Annotated in this window: 22 protein-coding genes; 8 read left to right on the top strand and 14 right to left on the bottom strand. The window is 51.4% G+C overall.

Annotation, left to right across the window (positions count from 1 at the left end; genetic code table 11):
• The first annotated feature begins 84 nt into the window (after positions 1 to 84).
• On the top strand, positions 85 to 1659 hold the full coding sequence (gene cls / locus NE584_RS10675; protein ID WP_256182762.1) for a cardiolipin synthase: 1575 nt from the start codon (positions 85 to 87) through the stop codon (positions 1657 to 1659).
• Between the two features lie 38 nt (positions 1660 to 1697).
• Here the strand turns inward: cls and NE584_RS10670 are convergent, their stop codons facing one another.
• From NE584_RS10670 to NE584_RS10660, 3 genes are all read right to left on the bottom strand, one after another.
• Entirely contained in the window at positions 1698 to 2873 is a 1176-nt protein-coding gene (locus NE584_RS10670) for a metallophosphoesterase (RefSeq protein WP_256182761.1), read from the bottom strand.
• A 113-nt stretch (positions 2874 to 2986) separates the two neighbouring features.
• Positions 2987 to 3430, bottom strand: coding sequence for a MarR family winged helix-turn-helix transcriptional regulator (locus NE584_RS10665; protein WP_050622617.1), 444 nt, complete (start codon positions 3428 to 3430; stop codon positions 2987 to 2989).
• 11 nt (positions 3431 to 3441) lie between these two features.
• Positions 3442 to 6060: a cation-translocating P-type ATPase gene (locus tag NE584_RS10660; protein ID WP_108979652.1), complete on the bottom strand. Its 2619-nt coding sequence runs from the start codon at positions 6058 to 6060 to the stop codon at positions 3442 to 3444.
• Between the two features lie 187 nt (positions 6061 to 6247).
• Here NE584_RS10660 and NE584_RS10655 point away from each other — a divergent pair, with 187 nt between their 5' ends.
• The 5 genes from NE584_RS10655 to NE584_RS10635 all read left to right on the top strand — a co-directional run bounded on the left by NE584_RS10655 (position 6248) and on the right by NE584_RS10635 (position 9977).
• Complete coding sequence (locus NE584_RS10655) at positions 6248 to 6559, top strand: hypothetical protein (protein ID WP_256182760.1); 312 nt, start codon at positions 6248 to 6250, stop codon at positions 6557 to 6559.
• Positions 6556 to 6975, top strand: a complete 420-nt coding sequence (locus tag NE584_RS10650; protein ID WP_256182759.1) for a DUF2871 domain-containing protein — start codon at positions 6556 to 6558, stop codon at positions 6973 to 6975. The genes NE584_RS10655 and NE584_RS10650 overlap by 4 nt, the downstream gene beginning before the upstream one ends.
• Positions 6976 to 7416: 441 nt before the next feature.
• Positions 7417 to 8049 (top strand): TetR/AcrR family transcriptional regulator, encoded by a 633-nt coding sequence (locus NE584_RS10645; RefSeq protein ID WP_256182758.1) that lies wholly within the window; start codon positions 7417 to 7419, stop codon positions 8047 to 8049.
• Positions 8039 to 9430 (top strand): MATE family efflux transporter, encoded by a 1392-nt coding sequence (locus NE584_RS10640; RefSeq protein WP_256182757.1) that lies wholly within the window; start codon positions 8039 to 8041, stop codon positions 9428 to 9430. Before NE584_RS10645 ends, NE584_RS10640 begins: the two co-directional genes overlap by 11 nt.
• A 94-nt stretch (positions 9431 to 9524) precedes the next feature.
• Complete coding sequence (locus NE584_RS10635) at positions 9525 to 9977, top strand: cytidylate kinase family protein (RefSeq protein ID WP_256182774.1); 453 nt, start codon at positions 9525 to 9527, stop codon at positions 9975 to 9977.
• Positions 9978 to 10256: 279 nt separating this feature from the next.
• Here the strand turns inward: NE584_RS10635 and NE584_RS10630 are convergent, their stop codons facing one another.
• The 10 genes from NE584_RS10630 to NE584_RS10585 all read right to left on the bottom strand — a co-directional run bounded on the left by NE584_RS10630 (position 10257) and on the right by NE584_RS10585 (position 19014).
• Positions 10257 to 10781, bottom strand: coding sequence for a hypothetical protein (locus tag NE584_RS10630; RefSeq protein ID WP_256182756.1), 525 nt, complete (start codon positions 10779 to 10781; stop codon positions 10257 to 10259).
• 15 nt (positions 10782 to 10796) lie between these two features.
• Positions 10797 to 11486, bottom strand: a complete 690-nt coding sequence (locus NE584_RS10625; protein WP_157954642.1) for a cysteine hydrolase family protein — start codon at positions 11484 to 11486, stop codon at positions 10797 to 10799.
• A 19-nt stretch (positions 11487 to 11505) separates the two neighbouring features.
• The gene (locus NE584_RS10620) at positions 11506 to 11811 is read right to left on the bottom strand and encodes a DUF4387 domain-containing protein (protein WP_108979658.1); all 306 of its coding nucleotides are present in this window, start codon (positions 11809 to 11811) and stop codon (positions 11506 to 11508) included.
• Positions 11812 to 11824: 13 nt separating this feature from the next.
• Entirely contained in the window at positions 11825 to 13177 is a 1353-nt protein-coding gene (locus NE584_RS10615; protein ID WP_157954643.1) for an acyclic terpene utilization AtuA family protein, read from the bottom strand.
• A 20-nt stretch (positions 13178 to 13197) separates the two neighbouring features.
• Positions 13198 to 14472 (bottom strand): TRAP transporter large permease, encoded by a 1275-nt coding sequence (locus NE584_RS10610; protein WP_256182755.1) that lies wholly within the window; start codon positions 14470 to 14472, stop codon positions 13198 to 13200.
• A gap of 3 nt (positions 14473 to 14475) precedes the next feature.
• Positions 14476 to 14997, bottom strand: a complete 522-nt coding sequence (locus NE584_RS10605; RefSeq protein WP_108979661.1) for a TRAP transporter small permease — start codon at positions 14995 to 14997, stop codon at positions 14476 to 14478.
• Positions 14998 to 15072: 75 nt separating this feature from the next.
• On the bottom strand, positions 15073 to 16137 hold the full coding sequence (locus NE584_RS10600; protein WP_108979662.1) for a TRAP transporter substrate-binding protein: 1065 nt from the start codon (positions 16135 to 16137) through the stop codon (positions 15073 to 15075).
• Positions 16138 to 16155: 18 nt separating this feature from the next.
• The gene (locus NE584_RS10595; RefSeq protein ID WP_256182754.1) at positions 16156 to 17133 is read right to left on the bottom strand and encodes a hypothetical protein; all 978 of its coding nucleotides are present in this window, start codon (positions 17131 to 17133) and stop codon (positions 16156 to 16158) included.
• 117 nt (positions 17134 to 17250) lie between these two features.
• Positions 17251 to 18117: an oxaloacetate decarboxylase gene (locus tag NE584_RS10590; RefSeq protein WP_108979664.1), complete on the bottom strand. Its 867-nt coding sequence runs from the start codon at positions 18115 to 18117 to the stop codon at positions 17251 to 17253.
• Between the two features lie 30 nt (positions 18118 to 18147).
• Positions 18148 to 19014 (bottom strand): oxaloacetate decarboxylase, encoded by an 867-nt coding sequence (locus NE584_RS10585; RefSeq protein ID WP_256182753.1) that lies wholly within the window; start codon positions 19012 to 19014, stop codon positions 18148 to 18150.
• 175 nt (positions 19015 to 19189) lie between these two features.
• On the opposite strand from NE584_RS10585, the gene NE584_RS10580 reads away from it, so the two are divergent.
• Both NE584_RS10580 and NE584_RS10575 read left to right on the top strand, forming a co-directional pair.
• A complete protein-coding gene (locus tag NE584_RS10580; protein WP_108979666.1) occupies positions 19190 to 19909 on the top strand; it encodes a GntR family transcriptional regulator in 720 nt (239 codons plus the stop codon).
• Positions 19902 to 20585 (top strand): AraC family transcriptional regulator, encoded by a 684-nt coding sequence (locus tag NE584_RS10575; protein ID WP_157954644.1) that lies wholly within the window; start codon positions 19902 to 19904, stop codon positions 20583 to 20585. Before NE584_RS10580 ends, NE584_RS10575 begins: the two co-directional genes overlap by 8 nt.
• A gap of 443 nt (positions 20586 to 21028) precedes the next feature.
• On the opposite strand, the gene ppdK is transcribed toward NE584_RS10575, so the two are convergent.
• Positions 21029 to 23656, bottom strand: a complete 2628-nt coding sequence (gene ppdK / locus NE584_RS10570; RefSeq protein ID WP_050622619.1) for a pyruvate, phosphate dikinase — start codon at positions 23654 to 23656, stop codon at positions 21029 to 21031.
• Between the last annotated feature and the right edge of the window lie 81 nt (positions 23657 to 23737).

Genomic DNA, 23737 nt, shown 5'->3' with positions numbered 1-23737 from the left:
TTTCAATGATATAATAAAAGTCAAGAACTGCTGTTGCATAAGGTTTGCGGAAATTTTTGTAATTTCCAAAAGAGAGGGCTTATTATGAAAGAGAATTCCAAAAAAGCAGGGATACACCTTTTGGAAAAGGGCAAGCGGGGGATTTTCCGGGTGATCTTCAGCCGCTCTGGATTGATCCTCGTCCTGCTGGCCATGCAGGTGCTGTTCCTGTTCAGCATCTTTCACTGGTTCGAGGCCTTCCTGCCCCACATTTACGGCGGCGTTGTAATCTTCACGTTTTTTATGGTACTGTATCTGCTCAACAGCGCTATGGACCCCACCGCCAAGATCACGTGGCTGGTGGTGGTCATGCTCCTGCCGGTGTTCGGCGCCCTGCTGTTTCTTTACACCCAGAAAAACATTGGCCACCGGGCTCTGAAAAAGCGCTATGCGGAATTGAATACGGAAACTGCGGAAACCCTTGTCCAGTCCCCGGAGACAGCTCAGGCCCTGGGGCAGTCCGACCCCGGAGCCGCGGCGCTTGCCCGCTATGTTCAGCGCAGTGGATGCTATCCGGTCTATGACCATACTGCCGTCACCTATTTCCCACTAGGCGAGGACAAGTTCCGGGAGATGCTGATCCAGCTGGAGCAGGCAAAGCGGTTCATCTTCCTGGAGTACTTCATCGTGGATGAGGGGGAAATGTGGGGCAAGATCCTGGAGATCCTGGCGCGGAAGGCCAAAGAGGGCGTGGAGGTCCGTATGCTCTACGACGGCACCTGTGAGCTGTCTACCCTGCCCCATGACTACCCCAGGCGGCTTCGATCTCTTGGCATTCAAAGCAAAATGTTTGCCCCCATCAAGCCCTTTGTCTCCACCCATTATAACTACCGCGATCACCGGAAGATCCTGGTGATCGACGGGGAGACCGCCTTCAACGGCGGCATCAATCTGGCGGATGAATACATCAACGCCTATGAAAAGTACGGTCACTGGAAGGACACCGCCGTGATGGTAAAGGGCGAAGCAGCCCGCAGCTTCACCAGGATGTTCCTGCACATGTGGTACTTGGATGAAAAGGCACCGGATTTTGACACATTTCTGAATGTACCGGCAAAGCAGCAGGCTGCAAACGGTTTTGTCATGCCTTACGGAGACTGCCCCTTGGACAAGGACAAGGTGGGCGAGCAGGTCTACATGGATATGCTGAACCGGGCCCAGAAGTATGTCCATATCATGACGCCATATCTGATTTTGGACGGTGAGCTGGAAAATGCGCTCAAGTATGCCGCCGAGCGCGGTGTTGATGTGCGGATCATCCTGCCTGGTGTTCCAGATAAGTACATCCCCTTTGCCCTTGCGCTGACCCATTACAGATCCCTGCTGGAATCCGGGGTGAAGATCTACGAATACACCCCCGGCTTCGTACATGCCAAGGTCTTTGTTTGTGACGACCGGGAGGCTGTTGTCGGCACCATTAATCTGGACTACCGCAGCCTCTATCATCACTTTGAATGCGCGACCTATCTGTGGGGAACGGACTGTATCCCCCAGATCCAAGACGATTTTGAAAAGACACAGGGTAAATGCAGGGAAGTCACGCTGGATCTGCTCCCAGCAGAGCCACTCAAGCGCCGGCTGCTGGGCTTTATTGCAAAAGCCGCTGCGCCGCTGCTGTGACCGGCCCAGGGAACAGATGTTCAAGCCCCGGTGGATACCTATGAAAGGTGACCCGCGCCGCCCCCTATCCCGCCCCCTTCATCATGCTTGAAGTTTAATATGTAAAACAACGACTTCGCTGTTCGTCCCCAAACGGACTGGCAGCTGAAAATAACCGGTCCCAGATGAAACAACGCTATGGGTCTCTCCAGTCTCTGAAAGTGCCCATAGAATCCGCGTCTGCCGTATGCCCACTTGGTAAACAGTGTGGCGGGGAAAAACTGTCCTTTATGGGTATGCCCACAAAGGATCAAAGCGGCCCCCGCTTTGACGGCATCTTCGATGCCTAAAGGGTTGTGGTCAATTACGATCTTCGGCTTCTCCGTATCCACACCGGCGAACAGTTCAGAAATGCCCTTGCGGGCAGGATTTCCCAAGATATCATCCCGACCGACGATCAAGAAGTCCTCTGTTTCTGCACATTCATCAATCAGCAGATGTATTCCAGCCTCCTCGAAATATTCCTTGACCTCTTTATGGCTCGAATCCGGATCATGATTCCCCAGCACAGCGTAGACGTTTCCCTCTGGCTGGAGCCTCTGTAGTTCTGCTTTGACACCATCCATATCACAATGCCCGAAGGCATCTTGATCAAAGGTGTCACCGGCCATGATGACAAGGTCTGGCTGCAACCGATTGACTGCATCAACTATTTTGTGGAGTTGTTTCCGATCCACATAGCTCCCGGTATGGATATCGCTGAGCAGTACTGCCTTTACCTCAGATCTTTGGTGCTTGCTGCTGGCAGCAATGGGTATCGAATACTTTTTCACAAAGATCTTTCTGGCATGGACAAATCCATAGGCAGACACAACAGCAGCCAACAGCAGTGGAATGAGGTATAGCCGCCCATCGTAGGCTCCGCAAAGGGATCTTATCAGGTCGAACAAGAAAAAACAGATCACTGTGCTTGGAAAAAAAGAAAATATGATTCCACATAGGTTGAATAACTTCTGTGTTTTCTTGTTCTCTCTGTGGATATTCACATAGATGAGCATATAGGTGCAAAACACTGTCAGTATCAAAAAAATTGCCAGTTGGAGGTCAAGGCCGGCAAATCCCTCAATCAGTATGCCCAATCGGCTGGACAGATAAATCGTCAGCCCAAAACCTAATATACAAAAGAGGACAGAGAACACACGCCCTCTAATAAATTTGCTGAACCACACTTGCATTGTGAAACCTCCTCTGTCGCCCGATATTTAGATGCCAAGATATCTGCTTTTGGTTTTGTTTTATACATATAAGAGGAGTGCAAGGAGTTACTCTCCATGCACTCCTCTTGTTTTTAAGTGAGGGGCTCTTTGAGTTTCGGATTCGCATCCAGATTTTCAGCCATCTTCTCTGCAATTTGGCAGACCTGCGCAAAATCCTCTTTTGAAATGCCTTCCGCAATACAAGTAATGAATTTGGTTTGAGCCTGTGTGAGCTTGTCCAAAATCGGGGCCGCTCTCGGCAGCAGACGCAGATGGATATATCGGCTATCCTCTTGGTCACGATATCCTTCAACCAAACCAGACTTACGAAGTGACTCTAAGCTCCTGCTTACCATGCCGGGAGAGAGGCAGGAGTACTCAATGATATCCCGTGCAGTATCTTTAGGCGCACTGTTGTAGAGAGACAATATACAAGCCATCTCACTCATTTTGATCCCGTCTGGTTCTACCGCCTGATAGCAGTATTGATAATACGCCTTCTGTATTTTATGGAATGTTCCTACGACGTTCTTCATCGAATATCAACTCACTTATGATGTTTCACCAGCCCAAACGCCTTGACGATCTCCAGTACGACCACGGGAACGACCGCCAGCCCAAAGCCCAGCATATACAGCTTCATAGGAAGACGGATGAGGCCAAACACGGAGGCGATCGGAGGAACAAAAAGCACCAAGCACATCAAAGCAGTGGAAACAAGGCTGGCTAGATTCAGATATTTGTTAGTAAATAGTCCGGTCTTAAACAGCGATTTATGGGAGCGCATATTGTACGCATGCAGGATCTGCGCAAAGGCCAGCACAAGGAAAGCCATGGTTCGGCCACCTTCAATGGCACCGGTGACCTGACTGCCAACACGGAATCCGATCAGTGACAGGATCGCAAACATGACACCCTGCAAAACAACTTGAATTCCAAGCCCGTTGGCGAAAATCCCTTCCTTTTTGGGCTTTGGCTGACGGTCCATCACATTGGGGTCGATGGCCTCCATTCCCAGGGCAATAGCAGGCAGAGAGTCAGTGACTAGATTGATCCACAGCAGCTGCATGGACAGGAAGGGGGCCTGATTCCAAAGCAGCATGGCAATAAAAGTGACCAGCACCTCGCCAATATTGGTACCCAGAAGGAACGCGACCGCCTTTTTAATATTGTCATAAATACCTCGACCCTCTCGAACAGCAGAAACGATAGTGGCAAAGTTATCGTCCATCAGCGTCATATCAGAGGCGCCCTTGGCAACATCAGTACCAGTGATCCCCATCGCGCAGCCAATATCTGCTGCCTTCAAAGCGGGGGCATCATTGACACCGTCACCCGTCATGGCTACGATCGCGTCTCTGCGTTGCCAGCCCTTGACGATCCTTATTTTATCCTCTGGAGACACACGGGCATAAACTGCGATATCTTCAATCTGCTGATCCAGCTCTTCCTCGCTCAGCTTGGCCAGCTCACTTCCAGTCACAGCCCGGTCACCAGGCTCCATGATGCCGAGCTGCTGGGCAATAGCGGACGCAGTGAGCACATGATCTCCAGTGATCATTATCGGCTTGATACCTGCCTGACGGCAAACAGCCACCGCCTGCTTGGCCTCTTCACGAGGCGGATCGATCATGCCGACCAGTCCGATCAGTGTCAGATCGTGCTCCAAAGTTTCCGAAGTGACTTCTTCCGGCACCTCATCAATGACCTTACAGGCCACCGCCAACACACGTAGAGCCTGCCGACTCATCTCCTCTACCACGTTGGCGGCCTTCTCCGTCAAGCCGTCAGTGCAGCGTGAGGCTAGGGTGTCGAAACCGCCCTTGGTAATGACAACTAATTTGCCACTAATCCGACAGACCACACTCATGAGCTTACGGTCGGAATCGAAGGGGACCTCAGCTACACGGGGGCACGCCTTGTTCAAGTCGTCTTTACAAAAGCCATTTTTCAGAGCGGCAGCAACGATACAGGTTTCCGTTGGGTCGCCGATATCCACTTCTTTCCCATCTTGAATGGTGACTATGCCGTCACAACACAGGGTCCCAAGTTTGAGCAGAGTCTGGATCTCAGGCGTGTTGGCGGAAGAGATATCTTCTCTGAGATCACCTTGGACACAGTAGCCCTGAATGAGGGTCATACGGTTTTGGGTCAGAGTACCTGTTTTATCTGAGCAGATCACCGAAGCACCGCCCAGTGTCTCTACAGCGGGGAGTTTTCGAATGATGGCATTGCGCTTGGCCAGCCGGGTAACACCGATGGACAGCACGATGGTAACGATAGCGGGAAGGCCCTCTGGGATGGCAGAAACCGCCAGAGAGATCGATACCATGAAGATCTCCATCAGCTCCATGCCACTGGCCAGACCGATCGCAAAAATCACTGCGCAGATGATGATCGCCAGAACACCCAGCATCCGCCCAAGCTGGGCCAGCTTTTTCTGCAGAGGTGTCTGAGTCTGTTTCTCGTTGTTCAGGATCCCGGCAATATGGCCCATCTCGGTGTTCATGCCAGTAGCTGTCACAACTGCTTCACCATGGCCGTAGGTCACGCTGCATCCGGAGTAGACCATGTTCAGCCGGTCTCCCAGAGGCGCACTGGAGGCCACCACAGCCTGAGCGTCCTTCTCAACCGGAACGGATTCACCAGTAAGAGCAGACTCCTCCACCTTCAGATTGAAAGCCGAGATCAGGCGCCCATCTGCGGGAATGTAATCGCCCGCTTCGATCAAAACGATATCCCCGGGCACCAGTTTGCTGGCATCAATGATGGATTCCTGTCCATCACGACGCACTCGCGCATGGGGAGCAGACATATTTTGAAGTGCTTCCAGTGATCTTTCTGCCTTGCTCTCCTGAACCGTACCCATGATGGCATTCAAAATGACAATGAGCAGGATCAGAGCCGGCTCAAAAAACTCCGTTGGATCGCTGCCCTGCAATGCTACATAGAAGGAGATAGCCGCTGCAGCCAGCAGGATGAGAATCATGGCATCTTTGAACTGGCTGAAGAATCGTTCAACAACGGTTTGCTTTCTCTTTGCCTTCAAGCGGTTCTCCCCTACTTGGGTCAATATCTCCTCAGCATGGGTGGAGGTCAACCCCGATCGTGGTTCCGTTTTCAATTCACTGCATACATCTTGCGAGGATCGATCATACGCTTCCATAGTGAAATAGTCTCCTCATTTTTATTGCAGACAGTTTATTATTAAACTATCTGTGTAGTAGCATATTGCGAAAACAATGTTCTGTCAATTGGTGTCCAAGCATTTTTACAATCAATTCACAAATATGTTACAGTTCATATATAAATGAAGTAATTTTCCTGGTTCGAGCAAAGAGACGGCCCTTCTTTTGAGTCTGTTTCAAGATATTAATCTAGATGCAGTTTTGACTTTATCCTTACCGGCAGGGAGTCACCAAATTTTCATCGCTTCAAATCAAACAAACCGCAGAGAACTCGAAGCTGTGATGATGACCGGCGGCATTGGCCTACAGGCAAGCGGTCTGGCATCAGAGCGTTTCATCGCAGTCTTTTTATTCCGGACTAGGGGCGTCCCTGCTTCTTGCTGGGTTATTGTTCGGCCAGAACTTTGTAAGGGCACCGTTTTTTCTGCTGCAGTTCAAAATAAAACTGAAAATTCAAATCAGGAGGAATACAAATGAAACGCTATTTGAATGAGGCTCTGCTATATGCCGTCCTCTCACTGGTCGGCGGGGTATTTTATCGGGAATTTACCAAGATCCATGGATTTGTTAAGAAAACCACTCTGGAGGTGGTACATACGCATTATTTCATACTCGGTATGATCGTTCTCTTGCTGCTCCTTCTTCTGGAAAAGAATTTTTCTTTCACCAGTCCGAAGACAGATCGGATCCTGGTGGTTTATCATGCAGGTCTGAATTTGACCGCTGTGATGCTCATGGTGCGTGGAGTGACTCAGGTACTAGGAACCGCTCTTTCTTCCGGCATGGACGCTGCTATCTCCGGTATGGCTGGCATCGGACACATCCTTCTGGGAGTAAGCTTGGTTCTCTTGTTACTTCAGATCCGGCGCAGCATATCTAACGCAAATGCATAATTGCTGTACAATCTTTGATTTGAAAGGACTATCCGTATCCACCGAACCGGTCCAGTAAACCTAGATCGTAACAAAATATCCCTCTGATGCAGGGTGCTTTCCTGTATCAGAGGGACTCTGTTATAAGGAAAGAAAAATATCGAAGTCTATCATCAAAGAAAATCGCGGCAGCTAAAGCATCATCTGCATCAATGCAAAAATTTACTGATCAGAAAACTGAATGCCACCGGCCAATGCGGCATAGATATTCCCTTCCCCTACATCCGTAACTGTGGATGCAGGGTCCTTTTCATGTTTCTTCTTTCAAAACGCAAGCTATCTTTACGTCGGTTCATCTACCAGTCTCACACAAAAGTTTACATGCACAATATTGACCACAAGGTCTATTTATGCTATAATTCAAAAATAGACCTTGTGGTCAATTATTTCGGAGGCAAACCTATGAAACGGGAAGAAAAAAATCAACAGACCCAGCGTAGGATTATGGACAGCGCACTGGCGGAATTTGCGGAAAAGGGTCACGGCGGCAGTTCGGTAAACACCATCTGTGCCGCCCAAGGAATTTCCAAAGGGATCATCTACCACTATTTTGAGAACAAGGACGAATTATATCTGGCCTGTGTGGAGGAGTGCTTTCAGCGCCTCACCGCCCATCTCAGCGCTGCTCTGCCGGAGGAGGACGACGGCTCTGTGGAGGACCAGCTGGGGCGGTATTTTACTGCCCGCATGACCTTTTTTCAGGAGAATCCGGTCTATCAACCCATCTTCTGCGAAGCAGTCATCTCTCCTCCCGCCCGGCTGTTCGAACAGATCCAAGCACGTCGGAAGGCGTTTGACGCCTTGACCATATCCACTTTGAAGCACCTACTGCGCCAGCTTCCGCTGCGTACGGACATTACCATGGAGGAAGTGGTGGACCTATTCCGGCAGTTTCAGGACTTTATCAATGCGCAGGCGCAAGCATCTTCCATGCCTGCCAGGAAGTGCTTTGCTCTTCGGGATGCCCAGTGCCGCCGGCTGTTGACTGTCCTGCTCTACGGCGTCACCGAAAGGGGGGATAGATATGGCTACTAAACAAAATTCAACTTCTATTTTGGGAGATATAAATCCCCCGAAAGCCATCATCAAGCTCGCCCTTCCCGCTACACTGGCCTTGCTGGCGAAGGCAGTCTACAACATCGTGGACACTGCCTACATCGGGATGCTGGATTCTGATATTGCTTTGACAGCGGTGGGCGTCACCGTGCCGCTGCTTCTCATTATGGTGTCCATCGAAAACATCTTCGCCGCCGGAGCCGCTGTACTGGCGGGGCGGCATCTGGGGGCTAAGGACGAGGAGGGTGCCAGCCGCACTGTCACCACCATCATCGGCCTGTCCATCGTCATCGGCGTGGTGCTGTGCGTGGGCGGCATTGCATTTATCGAGCCGCTGATGCGGGTGTTCGGCGCCTCTGACGCCTCCCTCCCTCTGGCCAAGGACTACGCCTTCTGGATGTTTGTGGCGGCCCTGGCCAATCTGCCTGCCCAGAGCATGAACTGCGCGGCACGGGCAGAGTCCTCCGTGAAGATCTCTTCCATCGCCGTCATCACCGGGGCCCTTTTGAATGTGGTGCTGGACCCTGTATTCATGTTTGACTGGGGCCTGGGCATGGGGGTGGAGGGGGCCTCCCTGGCCACCACCATCTCTCAGTTCGTCACCTTCTTTATCCTGGCCTGGTTCTATCTCAGTGGGCGCTCCGTCATCAAGCTGCGCCTGCGCTCCTTCCACCCCAGTTGGAAACTCATCAAGACCGTCACCGTCATCGGCATCCCCACAGCTGTCATCCAAATCTGCCTGTCGGTGGCCTCCTCCCTCACCAACATCGCCGCAGTCCCTCTGCCGGACGCGGACAACATCATTGCCGCCTACGGTGTGGTCCAACGGCTGGTCCTCATCGGCTGCTATGTGGTCATGGGCTTCATGCAAGGCTATCAGCCAGTGGCCTCCTTTGCTTTTGGCGCCAGAGACGAGGATCGGTTTCATCAGTCGGTTCGTTTCGCCCTAAAAGCCTCTTTGCTGCTAACCGTGCTGGTGGCGGTGGTCTATATCCTGCTGTCCCGGCCGCTGATTCTGCTGTTCAATCAAAACCCGGTCATCGTGGACTACGGCAGATGGCTGCTGGTCTCCCAAGTGGCGCTCTATCCCGCTTTTGGACTGTGCTACATGATGACCATTACTTATCAGACCATCGGAGCCTCCGGATATGGCCTGTTCCTGTCTACGATTCGTCAGGGACTATTCTATGTGCCCTTTATTTTGACCCTGCCAAAATTGTTTGGGGTCACAGGGATCTACTTTTCCCAACCAGCAGCCGACATTTTGACTATCTTAGTCTGTATGCTTTCGATCGGATCTATGAAACGGATCTCATCGGCAAGTATGCGCGGCACGCCGAAAGGAGCGGACGAGCTGTGAGCCCCTCTATCATCACAATCAGCCGTCAATTTGGGAGCGGTGTCCGACAAATCGGTGCGGAATCAGTGGATAGGCTCAACATTCCTTTTTCGGCATCCCCCCGGATCTCTTTGAACGGGCGGAGAACCGGAAGGATTGGCTTCTCTCCACTCTGTATCAAACAAGCGCCGGGAGCTGGGTTATGCCATTGGATGACCAAATCTATCCGGCTCAGGTCTGGACGATCCAAGAGCTGGAGGGCTCGTACACCATCGTGGGCCGGGGCGCGAACCGTGTTTTGGAGGGATACGAAGATCTGCTGAATCTCTTCATTTGCACAGCCCCGAACATCCGACTGAAGCGGGTGGAGGAGGGCTACGGTGTCCCTGCGGCACAGGCGGAAAAGCTGCTGGATTCCGCAGATAAAAACTGCGCCCCTTACCTGAAGCATGATACCGGTCAGGCATTTGGAGTCGCAGAAAATTATTACCTCTGCATCGACAGCGGAAAACCGGGAATTGAAAACGCAGTGAAAATTATAGAAGCGTCCTATCACACACTGAGCTGAGAACTTTGGACGCGGAAGGGATCAGACCGCAGATCAGTGGCCGCTTCGCCCGAGTACCGCTGTTCCCCAACGCCATCTTCAGCCAGGAAGGAGACATCCAACTGAGTACTCACGAGCCAGTGCTGGAACCATTTGGCCCGTTTCTGCCGATGCAGCCCGGACAGCTTGGTACTATGACACTGTGATCTAGACAGCAGAAAATAGTCTAATGACCGGTGTTTCCTCTGACTTGCTTGCTCCGGACGCGGTCTTCACCTGGGCTCAGGCAGTTCAAAGCACTTACGCTTTGGAGGGCTGTCCTACTTTATCCTCTTCTGTTAAATTTGCGGATGCAGCTCCAGCAGATTGGTTTGCCTCCGCAGTAAACTGTGCGGCGGCAAATGGCGTGGTCTCTGAGTGGATAATGCCCATTTGGCTCCCTACAGCCCGCTCATTTGTGCGCAGCTGGCCTTGCGCTGCCCCCATAACAAGGGGTATGATACTCGTCCAGCACGGATCTATCCAGTTGCACCACGCCCTCCCCTCTTCGCAATGGACCGATGCCAAAGCTCTGATCAATGGCACCAGCATCACTTTCTTGACGCCTGCCAGTTCCACCACCAGCGTCCAGATGCCCGTGATCCTGATGCGCTTTTGTGAAGGTATAGCTGGATAACTTGGGCATTTCTCTCTGTTCCTCCAAACGCTATACTTAGCCCCTTTTGTGCTAAGTGATCCACATAAGCCGAAGCGGCGCAGCAAAAGCTGCACCGCTTCAATTTTCAACAAGCATTTTTCAAGAAATGCTCTTACTTCCTGGGGCATCCAGCTGGTCTTCTGTCACGCCTGCCAGCAGCTCAAGATTTTTTCAACGGTCCGAACCAGATAGCGTTTTTTCATCAACCAAATTGCCCGCTCATGAGCCCCATCCACAGATGTGGCTACCGCATCCTCCGCGACGCAGGTATAGTAGTTATGGAACGCAGCCCCCATGACGGTGGCCAAAACGCAGCCCTCTGTGGTACAGCCGCAACACACTACGCTCTTTATATGATTGGCCCGCAAAATCAAATCGAGACTTGTATTCAAAAATGCATCTGGCCGATATTTTGTGATAATTGGTTCATAGCAGCTGCCATTTTCTCCGTCACAATAGGGCGCCAGTTCCTCAATATGCTGCCATCCCCATGTATTTACCGTTGCATAGGTGGGCGCTTTCCCATCTCTCGTCTTAAATGCTATCCAGCCTCCGTTATCACTCTGCTCCCCCGGCAGCGTACTTTGCTGAATGTGAACGACGAATACATTGGCCTGTCTGGCGGCTTCCAGAAGCTTCCTGCAAGCTGGAACAATTTCAATGATGCTGTCTGCAGCCCGCCCCGCCTGTGCAAATTTTCCTTTTGGGGAACAAAAATCATTTTGCATGTCTATCATCAGCAGCGCAGTATGTTTTGGGTCAACAATTTTTGTGAAATCAGCATCTTCCGCATCATTATATCTGTAACATTTTTCAGGCTCCTTCATATACATGACAAGCACTCCTCCCTGCTTAAAATTCGATCTCATACAGGGGAACATGCTGTTGAGATCCGTAGATATCATTATCTCCAAAAGCGCCCGAAGACACAGGCCGCTGATAGGTAAATTTGAAGGCCATGGCCGGTTCGTAGCACAGGCACTCATCGACCTCTGAGTCTGGGATACGGCACAGTTTACAAAGATACTCTCTATTCCATATTCCGGAATCTTTCATTGCCTCAAATTGATTCCGATCATTGAAAATGACATCCAATGTAAATCGGAAAGGGCCCGCATCCTTGCTGCGGACAATTGCATCGGCATTGAATAGCTTCATGATATCTCCTCACCTATTTCTGAATCCAAGTGATCGGAAATGGTTTTACCAGATCCTCTACCACCATCAAATGGTAGAGGGCGAACTCGTAACATGGCGGAGCGGGAAATTCGGCCGGTGTGTACAAAAATGCCAGGTTTCCGCTGTTTGCTCGGCGGCCCACAAATCCCATATGCAGAATGGCTGATCGGGCAAGTGCGCAGACAGTGTCGGCAGTTTCCTGTTCCTGAGAGAGCACCTCAATCACCAATCCGATCTCCTTCGGCGTCCAAGTCTCTGGGTCGCGTTCCTTCATAATCTCCCCTGCCCCATAATGCCGGAACAGAATCTTGTACGCTTTTTCCGCCTCAAATTGCGGCAGGTCCCGTTTTATTTTGGCCCGTACCTTTTCCTCCACCTCAGAAAGATGCTCGATCACAAAAGGGTCCCGAATCCCCGCAAGGCAGATTGTTCGATATCCAGTCCGCCGCACACCTTCCAGCTTCAGCGTGAGCCGAGCGGGTTCCACAAATTTTGTCCCTCTTATCCGAACACTTCGCCCTCCATTTTCACCTATAAAGCTGCTTTGGCTCATATCCAGGCCTCCCCCTGGAAACTCGGTGGTAATGGGCGTGCTTCTTTCATAAAGTGTATGGGCTGCTACCGTATCGGGCTTGCAAATCTTTTCGGGATCAGCAGGCGTCACGATAAACGAATCTCCATCGATGACCCCCAGCATACCATCTGATTCCCGAGGCAGTGCCACCGCTGTGCCGCACTCGATGATCTTCCCCATATGGTAGCTCAGGCCGGGGTCCTCGCCCTTCCAAATGGGATAGGCCGCAATTACAGCTGCGTCATAGGCTCGTCCGCCTACAATAATGTCCGCTCCCCCTTCCAGCGCTTTCATATAAGGTTGTATCCCCATCTGGGCTACGATATGAATGCAGTCGTCAATATCTTGTTCCGAAAGTCGATCTCTTGTTTCGAAATTTTCTATTTTCCCGTTGCGAAACGCCTGAATGACTTCCTGCTTGTCCAGCTCTGCGTCGATCCGCGCTACCTTAGGGTGGATATCCAGCTCCTCTACGATTTCATCCAGTATCCGCATGGCCCAATCCAGATGAGGTGTGGCTCCCGAACCGCACGCCGTCCCAATCAAAATCGGAACATGTGCCGTTTGTCCTGCCTCGACGATCAGTTTCAGATCCCGTTTGACCATCGTCCGCGATGTAAAGCTTTTCCCCGTCCCCAGATAATAAGGCCCCGGGTCTACCGACCCCGCATCCAGCGCAATGACATCGAATCCATGTTCCAGCGCCGCTTTTAAAGAACGCATCGGAAATCCATACCCTAACATCCCCAGCGGAGCATATACCGTGATCAAAGTGATACTCCTTTCTCCTCTTATGTGAATAGAGTCGTAGCTACTGCCGTGAGCCCAGGACAGAAAATGACCAGCACCCATACCGCCATCAGCAGCAGAAGGAACGGGACAGCTCCCCGGATCACGGACGCAACAGATTCCTTCTGCATTCCTGCCACCTGAAACAGATTGATCCCTACGGGAGGCGTCAACTGTCCGACCTGGATTCCTATGGTCATAACAATTCCGAACTGGATCAAATCATACCCGAGCCCGCCCACAACCGGAACCATCAGCGGAGCTGCAATCAGCATAATGGAGACGCCATCCATAAAGCAGCCAAGAAAAATCAAGATTAGGGCGCATATGACTACCATTTGGATCGCCGAGAAGTTGGAGGCCGCTACAATCTCCAGTATCTGATGCGGCACTCTTGTGGCAGTCAAAAACATGGAGAACATCGAACACGCAGTAACGATCCACAAAATTGTAGCGGTCGATTTCGTAGCCTCCTTGATCGTCTCAATGAACTGTCCCCATGTATATTCCCGGTAAATCAGCGTGGATACCAAAACCGCATAGACACAAGCAAACGCAGATGCCTCTGTAGCCGTCATAATTCCGGAATAAATGGAACCTAAAATGGCAACCGGTAGAAGGATCGCCGGCAAAGCTTTCAGCGTCTTTTTCCAGCGGTCGGTATGCTCTGTTTCTCCGCCTCTCTGCTTATGAATAATACTAAAGATAACAATATAGATTGAGAACACACCTACCACGATCAGCCCGGGAAGCATGCCAGCAGCGAACAATTTTGATACCGATACTCCTGCTATCGTCGTATAGAGAATCATTGGGATGCTTGGGGGGATCAGGATTCCCAAAGATCCCGCACTGGCTACCAGCCCCATAGAAAACGACTTCTGATAATTGGAGTCTATCATTGCAGGGATCATCAGCCCGCCGACCGCTGCGATGGTTGCGGAAGCAGAGCCTGTGATCGCTGCAAACATGGCACAGGCAAGAACGGTCGCAATGGCCACGCCCCCCGGAACATGTCCAATCCAAGCATTCAGAGCATTCAGCAGATGTCTCGAAATCCCGCCTTTCGCCATAATCGCCCCCGCAAAAATATACCCTGGTATGGTGATCATAGAGGTACTGGCTACCGCAGTATATAGAAGTGAACCAACTGTTGTAAGATTGTAGCCGATCATCATAAATCCGATCAGACTGGACAAACCCATGGCAACAGCAATGGGAACATGCATCATCATGAGTACTACAAATATCGCCAGAAGAATCCATACATTTTCCATCTTTTATTCCCCCGAACTTTCGCCTCTCTGTTCCACAACATCGTCAGTTGCTTTGTTTCTGAACAGAGCAATCATCAATCCGATATACCGTACGATTAGGACCGCGCCGCTGAATGGAATAATCAGATAGGAAATCCAAACGGGGAATTCCAAAATCTGCGTCACACGGCCCATCTCATACTGCATCATCATGGCAAGATATCCGTATCGCATCATAAAGAAAGAGAAAACAGCCCCACAGAGATAACCAAAAAACTCTATCCCGCGTTTCCATGTTTCATTCCGAATCGCGGCATACAGGATATCCATCTTTATGTGCTCATCTTTCCGTAATGCGATGGAATATCCGATCAGGGTACTCCAAACGATAAAAATCGGGCCTATTTCATCCACAAATGTCAGGGGATGATGGAAGATATAGCGAGCCACAACGCCGACAAACATAATCCCTACACCACAGACAAGTCCAATCCCGGCAATGATATCCTCTATTTTTTCGTAGACAGCAAGAAATCTCTTCCACATAACTTCACGCCCTCCGTATTTTTTGGAGATATCTGCCGGGAGGCCCACATTCTCCCGGCAGATATCCAATCCATTTTATTGGTTTGCTTCCCTAAATTCGGCAATGGCATCAATCCATTTGCTGGAGACATACTCTTCCACGATCGGCTGCCACAATGCCTTCAGTTCTGCGATCTCCTCATCAGACGCTTCGTAAAAATCACAGCTGCTCTTAACCAGTTCAATGGCGGCAGCACAGGTCTCGTCTGTGTATTCCAGCTGCTTCTCCCTTGCCATTTCCAGTCCTTCCTCGATTACATTCTGCAACGCCTCAGGATAGGAGTCCCAGACAGCTTGATTGAACATAATGAGGTACGGAGCGTATTGGATCTTGTAAGCAGAAACGCTCTCGAGCACTTCCTGTAGCTGGATATTTACAGCGGAGTCAATAGAGGTCACTGCAATATCCACCAATTTTGTCTGCATAGCCGTGTAAAGCTCATTAAAGGAGACCGTAGTCACCGAGGCACCCAGCGCATCATAGAGCGCCTGTGTCATCGCTCCACCGCCTTCCCGCACCTTTTTCCCCTGGAATCCATCAATATTTCGGATGGAATCCCCATTGCTCATAAAGTACTGTTCCCCTCCGAACATCACATCGACTACTTTCAGTCCCAATGCATTGATTTTTTCATAGAGGGGCTGTGCATACTCAGAAGTATAGAACGATTCCATCTCATACACATCATTGAACAGATAAGGAGCCAAACAATACTGTGTGTCAGTATCCACACTGGTCAGTTTGCTCATATAGGTAGATACCATATCAATATTTCCGCCCACCACTGCATCGATCTCAGTGGCGTCATTATACAGTTGTCCAGCCGGGAAGATTTCTAAGGTAACCCAGCCGTTGGACTGCTGCTCCAGGTATTTTCCAAAGTCCTCCATCGCAAGATGAGTTGGAGACGACGTAGACTGCACATGAGAATAGCTGATGGTGATCTTTTCATCCAGCCCCAACGGATTGCTGTCATCTGTAACTGCCGATGTTCCGGTGGAGCTCACTCCAGAAGTCCCTGGCGACGTATTCCCACTACAGCCCGCCAACATAATCATCAGCATTGCAAGGGCAAGAATGAATGTGAATTGCTTTTTCATTTGTCTTTCCTCCTCATTTTATTGTTTGCTTTGCTTTTGTGGGCCTAGAGAGGTATTCCCGGTAAAAAACCGTTTTGCGTTTTCAGTTACGAGATTCCGAATATCCTGTTTTGTTGCTCCCCGTTTTTCAAGCTCAGGGATAATAGTGTCAAATAAGCGCACCGGGTCCCAATGTTCAAAGTTCCGATTTCCCGGAAGTTCTTTTAACAAAAACGCCACAGAGTCCGTGCCAATAAAAAGGTGATCTGAATATCCCATATGAATTAACGCAGTCAATGTAGCCATTCGGAAGTAATCATCGCCGTGCCACTCGTTTCCAAAGCGGTCAAATCCGACATATACGCCTTCATCCAATATAGATTTCTGGTACCGAAGATCCGGATTTGCACAGCAGTGGCCGATCAAGCACCGGTCAGCCGCAACTCCATACCGCTTGAAAGCACGAGCCTGTTCGGGCCCCATCATCCCCTTCTCTGTATGGGTAATAATTGGAAGCCCAGACTGAATACTCGCCATACAGGCCGCATGGATGCACCGATCCTCATAATCTGTAATCTGTCCGTATCCGGTCGCAACTTTAATGATCCCTGGCTTTATCCGCTCCGGGCCAATTCCATTTTCAATCTCATAGAGGTAGATATCTCGAATCTCTTCCGCCGTCGCGGTCCGGAATGCCGACAAATATCCGCGGGCCTCTAAATCAAACCCTGTCGAACACATGATTTGGACTCCACTCTTGACTGACATTTCCTGCATAAACACTGGATTTCTTCCCAGCTCGATTGGACAGGGATCCACCACCAAATTTACACCGTAGTCTCGCAGGCGCTTCAGCCTGTCCAGCGTCTTTTCCTCTGCCTTCGCATGGTCAAATTCTGCACAGCGCGGATCATAAAACCACCCTGCATAGCCCAATACGATATGCTCGTGCATCAGTACCTTTTCCAGCTTTTGAATGGAAAATTGTCCTGTTGTAGTCTGGATCGTTTTATACACCTCATATCCTCCTTATCCAACCTGACCGTGTTATCAGCACGCTGTCTGAACGGGACATCTGTCCTCAATATTGCGCTTTCTTTTCTATAATAAGATGTTTTCTTTCGGGCATATCGTTTAATCCGGCATATACTTTTTCTCGATTGCTACCCACTTCTCGCTGTTAAACATGCTCCACAATTCTCTGTGGGAAAGCATCTCATTTTCCATCCCTGCTGTTGTCCCGGTCTGTTGAAGCGTATTGAGAAGCTCCATGCATTTTTTTGCGACCACCCTAGTCTGGGCATTGGGATAGATCGTCATCTTGACCCCCGCCTCTTCCAGCTCCTGTCTGGATAGGAATGGGCTGCGCCCTCCCTCTACGTTGTTGAAGAGCACAGGGCCTTTAATCTCGGATGCAATCTTTTTGACCTCTTCATAGCTTTCTGGGCTCTCTACAAAAATTACATCTGCACCTGCGTCCAAATACAGTCTGCCCCGGCGAATCGCCTCATCCAGCCCTACGACTGTACGGGCATCTGTGCGGGCAACAATAACGAGACCGTTTTCCAGCCGGTTCTCATGGATGGTACGAATCCGCTTTACCATTTCTTCGTCCCGAACAAGTCTTCTCCCCAGCTCATGCCCGCATTTTTTGGGAACCTTTTGATCCTCAATCTGGACTGCCGCGATATCCAGCTGTTCAAATTCTTTGGTAAGTCGGTAGAGGTTAAGAGGTGCACCAAATCCAGTATCAATATCGACCAGCATAGGGATTTGGATCGCACTGCGTATGTTTTGTACCACTTGCCGAAGTTCTAGATAACTGATCGTATTGAGATCAGGAATACCAGAGAGCGTCAAGGAAATACCAGATCCGGTCAAATATGCGGCTGGAAATCCTGCTCTTTCCACAATCGTGGCTGTAATACAGTCATAGCAGCCCGGGATCTGAATGACCCCTGATGCCTTTATCATATTTCGAAATTGTTCTGAAGTACGCATATTCTTTCCTTCTATTCATTTATTGTTGATTCAATCTTTCGGAATGTACCTTTCTTCCATCGCGCGGACAGAGGGAGTATCTGTAAATACTTTGAACGCCTCAAATGACATGTGTTCCTCGAAGCCGGAACTGGTCCCGTGTTCCATCAGATAACTCAAGCCCTTCTGCAACGCATATGCAGCTATCAGCGAGGTAAACATGGGGCAGCTGACCCTTGCAGCGCCAAGCTGTCTCAGCTCTTCAAAAGTCAACATCGGTGTACGGCCTCCTTCCAGCATGTTGATGCTGACCGGCCCCTTGATCTGTTCAATAGCCCGCTTTACTTCTTCTGCACTAGCAGGGGATTCTACAAAAACCATGTCAGCGCCAGCTTCCAAATATGCATTTCCGCGGCGGATTGCTTCCTCAATTCCGCATACGTAAGCTGCATCAGTACGGGCATTGATCACAAAATCCGGGTCTCTTTTGGCATCTACTGCCGCTCTTATCTTGCCCACCATCTCTTCCAAAGAGATAAGCTGTTTCCCAGCCATATGGCCGCAGCGTTTAGGGAAACATTGATCTTCTAAGTTCATACCGGCTGCGCCGGTCTCCTCCAGCCGTTTTGTCGTCCACCAGACATTGACTGCATTCCCATAGCCGGTATCAGCATCCGTCATGACAGGAATATCTACTGCCCGCACAATATTGGATGTGATCCGGACGATTTCCTCCAAAGAGGTAAAGCTGGCATCTGTCATCCCCAACGAAGATGCCGAAACTCCAAACCCGGAAATCTGACATGCTTGAAATCCGCAGTATTCCACCATCCGCGCGCTTAATGCATCATATACTCCGGGACAGGGCAATGCTTTTCGCTGCAGCAATAGTTTTTTCAACTGCGTAGTTTTGTTCATATACTCGGCCCCCCTCCTTCTGATGGGGCCATCATAACACAGAAAAAAGCATCCGTCTTTTTACTTTCTTTACAATATGTCTATTTTTTTACATAAAAAATACTTGTAAACAGAAATATCTTCTGATACAATATAGCCAAGCTCTGGGGCATCTTAACAAAAAGAGGTGGATTTTATGAAACCAGAAGCGCAGTATTCAGGTTTTATAGAGCGATTTCAGTCATATTCTAAGGAGTATTCTACACTGAAGGACGCTACATATGCGGCCCTCAAAGATGCCATCCTACTTAACATGTTTCCCAGTGAGATCACAGAGACCGAGATCTCCGCACTCCTTCACATCAGCCGGACCCCTATACGGGAGGCTATGCTACAGCTAAGCAATGATGGCCTTTTGGAAATCAACCATGGACGAAAAGCAAAGATCCGTTCTCTGACAGAAAAAGATATTACCGATTTAGCCATCGTTTTGGACAGCATCCACCATCTCGCCCTAATGCTCTGCATTGATCATGCCAGCAAAGAGGACCTCAACGATATGGAGGAAACCATTGCTCTCATCAGTTTTTATACAAAGCGCAAAGACTTCCACCATCTTCACAAATACAACTCTCGTTTCCATTCCCAAATTGCCCGTGCAAGCGGGAATATCTGGCTCTTAGACATCATGGATCGCCTTCTGTCGTACACCTCTGTTTTTCGAGAATATGCTATTTCCCGTCCAAATCGCATGGATGTTGCCTGCGAAGAGCATGCCGCCATTTTCCAGGCAATCTGCAACCGTGACAAGGAAGAAGGTACCCGGTTGATCTCTCTCCATGTCCAAAACGCCTTCAGTCTGCACCCAATCACTTCTCAGTCTGAACCGCCTCACAGCGAGGAAGAACATGAATGACAACTTTTTTTATGATATTGATGAAATACTGCGTGCATTGGACCATTATCAGGGAGACCCGTTTTTTTCTCAGCAATATGCCGCCCTGCTTCAAGAACAGATCTCAAAAGGGCTGGATCTGCTTCTGAAGAAGGACATTCCCAGCAAATCCATGTTGTTCCGCTATTTGATCCTGCTTTATATAAAAAAGCAATACCGGGCGCGTATCTTCCACCTGGGCCAAGCCGCTCATCTCTTGATCTGGATGAATGATCACTACACCAAAGCGCAGCTCCATCATTGTGAAAAACTGGTTCAGGATACCTGCCATATGATCGAATCAACCCATGAATCCTTGGATCGCTGGAAAAATCCTGCCCTGTGCTCCTATGCCATCCGGCAAATTGAACAGCATTACCAGAAAATTTGTCTTCACGATTTGTCCTCCGCCCTTAAAATCAACCCGTCTTATCTCTCCCGTGTTCTCTCCCAAAATCTTCACGTTACTTTTTTAGATTTGCTTCATACAAAACGCATTTTTGTTGCGCTGGAATATTTCTCTAACTCTAAAAAATTGCCTCAACTGGAATATCTGGCCACAGATCTTGGATACTCTTCTGCTCACTATTTTTACTGTGTTTTTAAGAGATACGTGGGCCTTACTCCTTCCGAGGTCTGGCATCTGATGTCAGCATAACCTTTTTTCAAGATCAAAGTGGTTTTGTGCCGCTCTTCTTTGCTCTATTCTCTGCATTTTTTGCAAAATTCCCTTTGCAGTTTTAGATAATATGGATACAACGTACAGCGTCTTACCGCGTAATTCCGGTTGAAACGCTGCGCGTCTTTTTTGTTCTTAAAGCGTTCCCAGTGTCCCTTTTCAGCCCTTGGGGACGCGGACTTTTCGAGGAGTCCAACTCCACATAGTCAGCAGATCCAGCACATTGCTGTGCGAGCTGGGATGGGGCGCATCAGAAAACTACCACATCGCTCTCGGGTGCGGGATGCTGGACCTGAAGCGGTACACCATCCTGATCCTCAGCCTGTTCTGAGGCACTCCTTGTGCTCTCTCCCGCCTTTGAGCTAAAAAAAGCGCCCCGCTCATATGAGCGGGGCGCTTTTTTCACAGAGGATTGCTTGGGATCAGCCCTCTTTGATGGCAGCCTGCGCGGCGGCCAGACGGGCGATGGGTACACGGAAGGGGGAGCAGGAAACATAGTCCAGGCCCACACGGTGGCAGAACTCCACAGAGGAGGGATCGCCGCCGTGCTCACCGCAGATGCCCAGATGCAGGTCGGGGTTAGCGGTACGGCCCAGCTTGGCAGCCATCTCGATCAGACGGCCCACGCCCTTCTGGTCCAGCTTGGCAAAGGGATCGTTCTCATAGATCTTCCTATCGTAGTAGGCATCCAGGAACTTGCCCGCGTCGTCACGGCTGAAGCCGAAGGTCATCTGAGTCAGGTCGTTGGTGCCAAAGGAGAAGAAGTCGGCCTGCTTGGCGATCTCGTCAGCGGTGATAGCGGCACGGGGGATCTCGATCATGGTGCCCACCTTATACTTCATGTCGGACTTGACAGAAGCGATGATGGCGTCGGCGGTCTCGGTGACCACCTTCTTCACATAGGCCAGCTCCTTGACCTCGCCCACCAGGGGGATCATGATCTCGGGGACCATGTTCCACTCAGGGTGCTTGGCCTGGATATTCAGCGCTGCCTTGATGACGGCGCGGGTCTGCATGGCGGCGATCTCGGGGTAGGTCACGGCCAGACGGCAGCCCCGGTGGCCCATCATGGGGTTGAACTCGTGCAGGCCGGCGATGATAGCCTTGATGTCAGCGACAGTCTTGCCCATGTCGTTGGCCAGCTTCTCGATGTCAGCCTCCTCGGTGGGCACGAACTCGTGGAGCGGGGGGTCCAGGAAGCGGATGGTGACGGGGCAGCCCTCCATAGCCTCATAGATGCCCTCGAAGTCGCTCTGCTGCATGGGCTCCAGCTTGGCCAGAGCCTTCTCGCGCTGCTCCACGGTGTCGGAGCAGATCATCTCCCGGATGGCGGGGATGCGGTCCTCGTCGAAGAACATGTGCTCGGTGCGGCACAGGCCGATGCCCTGGGCGCCGAACTTGCGGGCCTGGGCGGCGTCGTGGGGGGTGTCGGCGTTGGTGCGGACCTGGAGGCGGCGGTACTTGTCGCACCAGGCCATGACCCGGCCGAACTCGCCGCCGATGGAGGCATCCACAGTGGGGATGGCGCCGTCATAGATCTTGCCGGTAGAGCCGTCCAAGCTCAGCCAGTCGCCCTCGTGGAAGGTCTTGCCGGCGAGCTGGAACTGCTTGTTCTCCTCATCCATAACGATGGCGGAGCAGCCGGACACGCAGCAGGTGCCCATGCCGCGGGCCACGACGGCGGCGTGAGAGGTCATGCCGCCGCGGACAGTGAGGATGCCCTGGGCGGCCTTCATGCCCTCGATATCCTCGGGAGAGGTCTCCAGGCGGACCAGGACCACCTTCTCGCCCCGGGCGGCCCACTCCTTGGCGTCCTCAGCGGTGAAGACGATCTTGCCGGAGGCGGCGCCGGGGGAGGCGGCCAGAGCAGAGCCGATGACAGGAGTCTTCTTCAGGACCTCGGCGTCAAACTGGGGGTGGAGCAGGGTGTCCAGAGAGCGGGGCTCGATCATGGCCACGGCCTTCTTCTCGTCGATCATGCCCTCGTCCACCAGGTCGCAGGCGATCTTCAGGGCGGCGGCGGGGGTGCGCTTGCCGTTGCGGGTCTGGAGCATGAAGAGCTTGCCGTGCTCCACGGTGAACTCCATGTCCTGCATATCCCGATAGTGGTCCTCCAGGGTCTTGCAGACGCCCTCGAACTGGGCAAAGGCCTCGGGGAACTTCTCGGCCATCTCCGCGATGGGCATGGGGGTCCGGACACCGGCCACCACGTCCTCGCCCTGGGCGTTGGTCAGGAACTCACCGAACAGCTTCTTCTCGCCGGTGGCGGGGTTGCGGGTGAAAGCCACGCCGGTGCCGCAGTCGTCACCCATGTTGCCGAAAGCCATGGACTGCACGTTGACGGCGGTGCCCCAGGAGTAGGGGATGTCGTTGTCCCGGCGGTAGACGTTGGCGCGGGGGTTGTCCCAGGAGCGGAACACGGCCTTGATGGCGCCCATCAGCTGCTCCTTGGGGTCGGTGGGGAAGTCCACGCCGATCTTGGCCTTGTACTCGGCCTTGAACTGGCCGGCCAGCTCCTTCAGGTCATCAGCGGTGAGCTCCACGTCCTGGGTGACGCCGCGCTCCTCCTTCATCTTGTCGATGAGCTGCTCAAAGTACTTCTTGCCCACCTCCATGACCACGTCGGAGTACATCTGGATAAAGCGGCGGTAGCAGTCCCAGGCCCAGCGGGGGTTGTTGGACTTCTGGGCCATGACCTCCACCACCTGCTCGTTCAGGCCCAGGTTGAGGATGGTGTCCATCATGCCGGGCATGGAGGCCCGGGCGCCGGAACGGACAGAGACCAGCAGGGGGTTGTCCAGATCGCCGAACTTCTTGCCGGTGATCTCCTCCATCTTGACGATATACTCCATGATCTGCGCCTGGATCTCGTCGTTGATCTTCTGGCCGTCCTCATAGTACTGAGTGCACGCCTCGGTGGTGATGGTGAAGCCCTGGGGCACGGGCAGGCCGATATTGGTCATCTCGGCCAGGTTGGCGCCCTTGCCTCCCAGCAGCTCACGCATGTTGGCGTTGCCCTCAGAGAAGAGGTACACATACTTTGTTGCCATTTACTTCATTCCTTTCTTCAATCCTGGGGCTTGTCTGAAACACGGCGGCACCGGACGTACCGGCATGTCTCAAACAAGCCC

The sequence above is a fragment of the Clostridium sp. DFI.5.61 genome, assembly GCF_024462915.1.
GTDB lineage: Bacteria > Bacillota > Clostridia > Oscillospirales > Oscillospiraceae > Lawsonibacter > Lawsonibacter asaccharolyticus.
The sequence above is the reverse complement of the archived record's forward strand: the minus strand, read 5'-3'. Positions and strand labels throughout refer to the sequence as shown.

Bases quoted from the DNA above. Each gene is read 5' to 3' on its own strand.
- cls (WP_256182762.1), top strand. From the start codon at position 85: ATGAAAGAGAATTCCAAAAAAGCAGGGATACACCTTTTGGAAAAGGGC.
- NE584_RS10670 (WP_256182761.1), bottom strand. From the start codon at position 2,873: ATGCAAGTGTGGTTCAGCAAATTTATTAGAGGGCGTGTGTTCTCTGTC.
- NE584_RS10665 (WP_050622617.1), bottom strand. From the start codon at position 3,430: ATGAAGAACGTCGTAGGAACATTCCATAAAATACAGAAGGCGTATTAT.
- NE584_RS10660 (WP_108979652.1), bottom strand. From the start codon at position 6,060: ATGGAAGCGTATGATCGATCCTCGCAAGATGTATGCAGTGAATTGAAA.
- NE584_RS10650 (WP_256182759.1), top strand. From the start codon at position 6,556: ATGAAACGCTATTTGAATGAGGCTCTGCTATATGCCGTCCTCTCACTG.
- NE584_RS10645 (WP_256182758.1), top strand. From the start codon at position 7,417: ATGAAACGGGAAGAAAAAAATCAACAGACCCAGCGTAGGATTATGGAC.
- NE584_RS10640 (WP_256182757.1), top strand. From the start codon at position 8,039: ATGGCTACTAAACAAAATTCAACTTCTATTTTGGGAGATATAAATCCC.
- NE584_RS10630 (WP_256182756.1), bottom strand. From the start codon at position 10,781: ATGCCCCAGGAAGTAAGAGCATTTCTTGAAAAATGCTTGTTGAAAATT.
- NE584_RS10625 (WP_157954642.1), bottom strand. From the start codon at position 11,486: ATGTATATGAAGGAGCCTGAAAAATGTTACAGATATAATGATGCGGAA.
- NE584_RS10620 (WP_108979658.1), bottom strand. From the start codon at position 11,811: ATGAAGCTATTCAATGCCGATGCAATTGTCCGCAGCAAGGATGCGGGC.
- NE584_RS10610 (WP_256182755.1), bottom strand. From the start codon at position 14,472: ATGGAAAATGTATGGATTCTTCTGGCGATATTTGTAGTACTCATGATG.
- NE584_RS10605 (WP_108979661.1), bottom strand. From the start codon at position 14,997: ATGTGGAAGAGATTTCTTGCTGTCTACGAAAAAATAGAGGATATCATT.
- NE584_RS10600 (WP_108979662.1), bottom strand. From the start codon at position 16,137: ATGAAAAAGCAATTCACATTCATTCTTGCCCTTGCAATGCTGATGATT.
- NE584_RS10590 (WP_108979664.1), bottom strand. From the start codon at position 18,117: ATGCGTACTTCAGAACAATTTCGAAATATGATAAAGGCATCAGGGGTC.
- NE584_RS10585 (WP_256182753.1), bottom strand. From the start codon at position 19,014: ATGAACAAAACTACGCAGTTGAAAAAACTATTGCTGCAGCGAAAAGCA.
- NE584_RS10580 (WP_108979666.1), top strand. From the start codon at position 19,190: ATGAAACCAGAAGCGCAGTATTCAGGTTTTATAGAGCGATTTCAGTCA.
- NE584_RS10575 (WP_157954644.1), top strand. From the start codon at position 19,902: ATGAATGACAACTTTTTTTATGATATTGATGAAATACTGCGTGCATTG.
- ppdK (WP_050622619.1), bottom strand. From the start codon at position 23,656: ATGGCAACAAAGTATGTGTACCTCTTCTCTGAGGGCAACGCCAACATG.